The sequence below is a fragment of the Halalkalibacillus sediminis genome (genome assembly GCF_002844535.1).
In the GTDB taxonomy this organism is placed as follows: domain Bacteria; phylum Bacillota; class Bacilli; order Bacillales; family Alkalibacillaceae; genus Halalkalibacillus_A; species Halalkalibacillus_A sediminis.
Genome location: NZ_PJNH01000008.1, coordinates 1 through 540, shown reverse-complemented (window position 1 = coordinate 540; position 540 = coordinate 1). Strand labels below are relative to the sequence as shown.

Below are 540 nucleotides of genomic sequence, written 5' to 3'. Positions count from 1 at the left end.
GTCCCGTCCTTCTTCGGCTCCTAGTGCCAAGGCATCCACCGTGCGCTCTTCTTCACTTAACTTCTATGCAATAAAGATGCTTTGTTTCGTTTCGATGCTCTTGCTTTATCTTCTTATCCAGTTTTCAAGGTGCATTGAATTTCACACGTATAACTAGTTTCCGTATCATAAACGGATCCTGATTAGTACTTGTGAAATTATATGGTGGAGCCTAGCGGGATCGAACCGCTGACCTCCTGCGTGCAAAGCAGGCGCTCTCCCAGCTGAGCTAAGGCCCCGTTTGAGATGGTGGGCCTGAGTGGACTCGAACCACCGACCTCACGCTTATCAGGCGTGCGCTCTAACCGGCTGAGCTACAGGCCCATCTCATCAATAAAATTAGATTGAAAGAATCAGAGATTCAATCCTTCAAAACTAAACAAAATAGCGCTGACGCCTCCTTAAAAATTCCTTAGAAAGGAGGTGATCCAGCCGCACCTTCCGATACGGCTACCTTGTTACGACTTCACCCCAATCATTGGCCCCACCTTCGGCGGCTAG

At 48.5% G+C, this 540-nt stretch carries 2 tRNA genes and 1 rRNA gene; all 3 read right to left on the bottom strand.

Features of this window, described 5'->3' with window-relative positions:
• Positions 1-202: 202 nt before the first annotated feature.
• Positions 203-278, bottom strand: a tRNA-Ala gene (locus tag CEY16_RS14980).
• A gap of 8 nt (positions 279-286) precedes the next feature.
• Positions 287-363, bottom strand: a tRNA-Ile gene (locus CEY16_RS14975).
• 92 nt (positions 364-455) lie between these two features.
• Positions 456-540 (bottom strand): 16S ribosomal RNA (locus CEY16_RS14970); the annotation flags it as partial.